The organism is Sphingomonas sp. Ant20 (assembly GCF_000783375.1).
Taxonomy (GTDB): Bacteria; Pseudomonadota; Alphaproteobacteria; order Sphingomonadales; family Sphingomonadaceae; genus Sphingomonas; species Sphingomonas aerolata.
Map to the genome: position 1 here is coordinate 1 of NZ_JRVI01000245.1, position 5270 is coordinate 5270.

A 5270-nucleotide genomic window follows, 5' to 3' on the forward strand; every position below is an offset into this window, starting at 1 on the left:
CGCCCGCCTGTGTTATGGCGCAGGAGCGTCAGCAGGGGCGGGAGCGGGAGCAGGTGGCCGAGCGGTTCAGGACGATCGCGGCGCGGCGCGAGGCGGGCGCCCAGGGCTATGGCGACCACCACAGCGACTGGCGGGCGACCCCGGAGACACTGCGCAAGGCGGTGGACGCCTACAATGGGGCCAACCAGCACACCAAGGATCTCTATATCGAGCGGATCCAGCGCGAGCCGCAGATGGCGCGCGCCGTGGGCCAGCTCATCAACGACCGCGAGCTGGTCCTGCAACGTGATCGGGGCATGAGCCGGTGAGGGTACCCGCAAATGCGCTCGCTTCAGTGGTTCTCGAAATCATTGAAGGGCGTTCGGAGGGCTATGGAAGCGTAAATCTCAAGCAAGCATTGGGTGTTCGGATCATCTACCTGGACCCAACGCCATTCCATGTTTCGGACGGTTTCGCGCGCTCTAGCAAACGCACTAGCAAAGGCAGGATCGGCCTCCAGCTCGGTTCGGCTCAATCCTCCCTTTGCTTTTAAATGTCCCGTTGCGTGGCGGGCCAGTTTGAACGCGAATGGTGCATCGTTGTGGCGACCGCTGCCGTGCTCTCGTAATCTGAATCGAAGGCGGTTAGTTCGTCCTACATAGCGAGCCTCCTCACTCTCGCTGAAAAGATATACTCCGCGCTCTGGCATATCGATTGGCAGCGTCGATCCGAACTTGTGGATTGGACAGCTCATTAAGCGCTCAAAGAGGATAGGCAGCTGCTCCACGAGAGCAGCAAAACGGGAGTCCATGGGCTTTCCAGTCCGTAGCGTTGGATGGTTCTCTCACGTTTACATCTCCTACCTCCACCCCTAGCATTTGGGTAATCGACAAGGTCGCTGTGGGGGCAAGCCGTGGAATCGTCAGACGAAGTTTATAGGAGAATGCGCGAGCGCCGTGAGCGTGAGGATGTCGAGCGTAAGCGCCAAATTAATGAAGATCGTAGGCATCGGGAGCTTCTTGCTCAGAACGAACGAATAGCCCGCGTATCGGAACGCCCAAATAACTCGGGTCGAAGTCGAGATGATTACAGACCGGCAAAGCGGCGTGGAGGTGGAATTCGCTTTCTTTTTCTCTTAATGATCATCGGAGCTGGAATTTGGTGGGTCGCTAATCATCCAAGAGGGATTAATGCGCTACAGCGTGAGCTTGGGTTAAACGAACCAGGAAGAAATGGCGACGTAACAAGCGTCACGGACCAAAACGAAACATCTTCTAGACCCGATGTATCTAGAGCCGGAGATGCTCCAGTTCAGAAGCATAGGAAGACATACCCCAAATGCTCTGCAACGATCACTGACCAGTGCCAACAATAAGGCTTTAGGGTGATGGGATTTCAGGTGTCGCGATCCTGCTTCGGCCTCCGGATCGACATGGTAGCGACTTGGGGGTTGGCGGTGGGTGCTACATCAACGATGCGCTGCCAAAAGTCCTCCGCGCTGCTCACGATCCCGCGTCGCTCGGCCAGTTCGAGGAAGGCGCGCGTGGTCAGTACGTCCGTTGCCATATCCAGCCCCGTTTCGCGGACGAAGCGGGGAATCTTGCCGTTCTCATAGACGATGAGGATGCTGGCATCGCTATGGTAGTCCACGTAGTTCCCCAGCCACTGCATGATCGCCAGTTCGCCGGAATCCTTGGCGCGGGTGGTGGGATCGACGGTGCGGGCCGTGGCGAATAGTCTGCCGATCTCGGTAGGAGCGACCAGCACGGGCGCGTTGCTGTTGGGCTTCTGCCCTGCATCAAGCCAGTCCTGTATCTCCTGCGCTCCGGGCTTGGTCATGTCCTGCGTGGCCTCGAACGCGACCATATCTGCTACCACGACGCGCCCGCCGATCTGGTGGAGCAGGTGGAGGGCATCGGTCTGCGCCAGATGGATCAGCGGGCCGGTGTCCGGCACGATCACGTCGGGCCGCTCGATCGGGGTTTCTACGTCGTCCATATGATCCTCATTGCTCGCTAGGGCTGCCGCCTTGGCGACCGAATAGGCGGGACCAGAACCCACCCGTGGAAGGAAGAGGCGGGGGTAGCGTCGGCTCAATGCTCTCCGTCATTTCCCGGGCGGCGTCCGGCGTCCGCTCGGAGGGAGGGCGTTGGTCGGTAAGCAGGCCGCGTTCGGCTATCTGTCGCCAGTGGTTGCGATCGGTCCGGATGTCCTCGCGATCGGCTCGGACATCATCCAATTGGGAGCGGAGAAGGTCGATTTGCGCTTTCAGCAAGGTGACAACCTCATTGTTTTCGGGGGGTAAACCAGCGTCAACCTGAGGGGTAACCTTACCCCTGTCTTGGTTTACGGCGGGCCATACTCTGAAAAGTTCGACTGGTTCGATCAGCCATACTCCGCTCGCGTTTTTGATGGCAGAAAGCCGACCTGAACGAATGGCTTTGATGACCGATTGTTTGGTCAGACCGACGTGCTTTGCAGCCTCTGCGGGGGATAAACTCATAGGGGCAACCAGTGTAAACCAGTATAGGGGCGGAGGGGTAAACCCGGTTTACACATCGCTAAACCTGCCCAGCAAGGTTCCTGTAATCGAGCCGATGCTTTGCGCTTCGTCCATCGGCCCCCGATCGGCAGGTTCGCACATTGCGGGAAGGTCCGGTTCCATGCCGGGAAGAGACGGCTCGCTTGGAGGCGGCTCGCCCTCACCGCCTGCCAACTGGCGTTCGCCTGGGAACAGCCGAGGCAGCTTCCGCAACGGCTCTTGCTGCCCCAGTTCGCCCCCATCCGGCTGCTCGCTTTCAGCGAGGATCACGGTCGCGCTGAACAGCGAGTAGCGCAGCCCCTCTCGCGGTCCATGCCAAGCAACCCGGTCGTTAACGACATAGGCGTTTACGGTGCCCCGGTCTCCGATCTGACGGACTTCGACCCAGCGGCCTTCCACGAGGTCCTGTATTGCTCGCACGATGGTGCGCCGGTTGCAGCCCATGAGCTTCGCTAAGACGGACTGGGATGCCACCACCGCGTTGTGCTGGCCGATCCGCGCAACGAGTACGTGCAGCAGTGCGGAAGCGCGGGGGCTTTTGATCGACATACGCGCCCATGCCTCGTGAGTGGCCCGATCTGTTTGGACCCATGTTCCGGGCGAAGATGGGGCGGCAGGCAAAGTGCGCATATCTGTCACAGGGGTGTGACTCCGGTGTCAGGAAACAGGACAAATAGTGGTCGCAAAACGCGACTAATGTGTCAAGTTATAGGACAGACCTGTGACTCCTAGGAGTCACACCCCTGTGACTCCTAGGAGTCACACCCCCCCCAGCAACGCATTGATAAAATAAGACATTTTTTCCGCTCTCTCTAATGATCTAATGAGCGGCCACGCCCGACCGACGAGGCTGGTGGACGATCATTAGATCAGAAGGAACATAAAAAGAACAAGGAACGCGGCTGGTCGCCGCGTGCGTCGGAATGTGAGTCCGCGCCATCGTGATCGGAGCGCCCGTGGCGAGGCGTGGAAGGGCTTGGCGGGGAAGAAGAAGGTTGGAGGGGTCAGCCCCTGAATCGCGCCGTACGGGCTTCCTACGGCCCTTGCTGCGCCTGCAACGGCACCCATCCGCCTTTGCAGGTATGGGTCTTGGCGTTCCAGCGACCGGCGCAGCCGTAGAGGTGCTGCTCGATCTTGGGTTCCTTGGCCCAGCGGTAGGCGAGAGCGGCGGCGCAAATCACCGCCAGAGCGATCAGGGCGGCCCAGAGCCATTCCTTGAGCCGGTCCCACCACATGGCCGTGCTGGCCTGCTGGAGCGCCCCTGCGGCCCGTTGGAGGTCGCGGACCTCCGATCCCACCGTCCGGCCCCAGTCGGCGCGCTGGCGGGCCTCCTGCTCGATCTGGCGGGCCAACGAGGCCGATTGCTCCGCAACCCCATCGACCCCGGCCTGGCGCATGGCGTCGAGCAGGGTGCGGTAGTCGGCGTGGGGATCGCCCGAGGGCGGCGCGTCGAACTCGGCGGGATCGAACGGGTCAGCCATCGCCGGTGCCGCCCCGGAAGGTCCAGCCTGCGAACGCCTTGTGGTCCTGCTCGCGGCTGATCCGCTCCATCAGCGTGTTCAGCCGGTCTTCCCATTCCGCGTCCTTCATCGCGGCATCGAGGAGCAGGCCGCCGAGGATGATCTTGCGGCGGGCATCGGCCTTGCGGTTGAGGGCGGACGCGCGGGCTTCGAGCGCCTGTAGCTGGGCCTTGGCCTGCTCGACCTTGCGACGGGCCTTGTCGATAGATTCGGGGGTCGGTACCGCCATGTTCTGCTACTCGAAAGCATGAAGTCGAGGCACAATATCGTACAACCACGAGCGATGCTACCAGAACGACCGTAGGGAGAGAATGGCGCACTTATGCAAACTTGCGTTTGCGTGCGTCGGGGAATACCCCGAACCCCAGCGGGCTGTCGCCCGCGCCATACTTTCGCATGGCAAGGAGTGCGCGGCGATGGCGAGCTCCATCTTGCGGTGAAGACGGTAGGCCGTTCCGCCGGTCGCAGTGCGACGGCGGCAGCGGCCTACCGTGCAGGTGTGGAGATCGCGGACGAGCGCACCGGCATCGTCCACGACTACACCCGCAAGCAGGGCATCGAGCATCGCGAGATCGTCGCGCCCGCCAATGCGCCCAACTGGGTGCAGGACCGGGCGGCGCTGTGGAACGCCGCCGAGCAGGCCGAGACGCGCAAGAACTCCACGGTCGCGCGGGAATACGAGATCGCGCTCCCGGCCGAGCTGTCGGCCGACGAGCGGCGCGCCCTCACGCTGGGCCTGGCGCGGGAGATCAGCGAGCGGCACGGGGTGGCGGTGGACGTGGCTATCCATGCACCTGGTCGCCAGGGCGACCAGCGCAACCACCATGCGCACCTGCTGACGACGACGCGCCGGATCGGCGCGGAGGGGCTGGGGGAGAAGAGCCGCGAACTGGACCAGAAGACGAGCGGGGAGGTCGAGCGCTGGCGGGGCCGGTGGGCGGAGATGCAGAATGCGGCGCTGGAACGGGCGCAGGCGGTCGAGCGGGTCGACCATCGCAGCCGCCAGCGGCGCGGGATCGAGGGGGAGGCGACCGTGCATATGGGGCCGGGCGTCATGGCGATGGAGCGCCGGGCCGAGCGGGAGGCGCAGCGCGAGGGGCGCGACTACGCGCCGGTGACCAAGGTCGGGCAGCACAACGCCGGCGTCCTCGAGCGCCGGGGGCTACGCCAGTATATCGACCGGGGCACGGGACTGGCTGCGCGACGTGGGGGAGCGGGTGGCGGGGCGG

The 5270-nt window shown here is 62.8% G+C and carries 6 protein-coding genes and 1 pseudogene; 3 read left to right on the top strand and 4 right to left on the bottom strand.

Going from position 1 to position 5270, the window contains the following annotated elements; translation table 11 throughout:
* A pseudogene (locus NI18_RS19370) lies at positions 1-308 on the top strand (conjugal transfer protein TraA); the annotation flags it as partial.
* A gap of 1066 nt (positions 309-1374) precedes the next feature.
* Here NI18_RS19370 and NI18_RS19375 read toward each other — a convergent pair.
* Positions 1375-1977, bottom strand: coding sequence for a hypothetical protein (locus tag NI18_RS19375; protein ID WP_037532497.1), 603 nt, complete (start codon positions 1975-1977; stop codon positions 1375-1377).
* 151 nt (positions 1978-2128) lie between these two features.
* Here NI18_RS19375 and NI18_RS25275 point away from each other — a divergent pair, with 151 nt between their 5' ends.
* Positions 2129-2284, top strand: a complete 156-nt coding sequence (locus NI18_RS25275) for a hypothetical protein (protein WP_157840579.1) — start codon at positions 2129-2131, stop codon at positions 2282-2284.
* Positions 2285-2530: 246 nt separating this feature from the next.
* On the opposite strand, the gene NI18_RS19380 is transcribed toward NI18_RS25275, so the two are convergent.
* The 3 genes from NI18_RS19380 to NI18_RS19390 all read right to left on the bottom strand — a co-directional run bounded on the left by NI18_RS19380 (position 2531) and on the right by NI18_RS19390 (position 4270).
* Entirely contained in the window at positions 2531-3070 is a 540-nt protein-coding gene (locus NI18_RS19380; RefSeq protein WP_306286541.1) for a helix-turn-helix domain-containing protein, read from the bottom strand.
* Positions 3071-3555: 485 nt separating this feature from the next.
* Positions 3556-4002 carry a hypothetical protein gene (locus NI18_RS19385; RefSeq protein WP_037532501.1) on the bottom strand — a complete coding sequence of 149 codons (447 nt, stop codon included), beginning with the start codon at positions 4000-4002 and terminating at the stop codon, positions 3556-3558.
* Positions 3995-4270: a mobilization protein gene (locus NI18_RS19390; protein ID WP_037532505.1), complete on the bottom strand. Its 276-nt coding sequence runs from the start codon at positions 4268-4270 to the stop codon at positions 3995-3997. The genes NI18_RS19385 and NI18_RS19390 overlap by 8 nt, the downstream gene beginning before the upstream one ends.
* A gap of 93 nt (positions 4271-4363) precedes the next feature.
* Between NI18_RS19390 and mobQ the strand changes: the two genes are divergently transcribed.
* Positions 4364-5270: MobQ family relaxase (gene mobQ, locus NI18_RS19395; RefSeq protein ID WP_306286542.1), on the top strand; the 907-nt coding region annotated here is incomplete at its 3' end.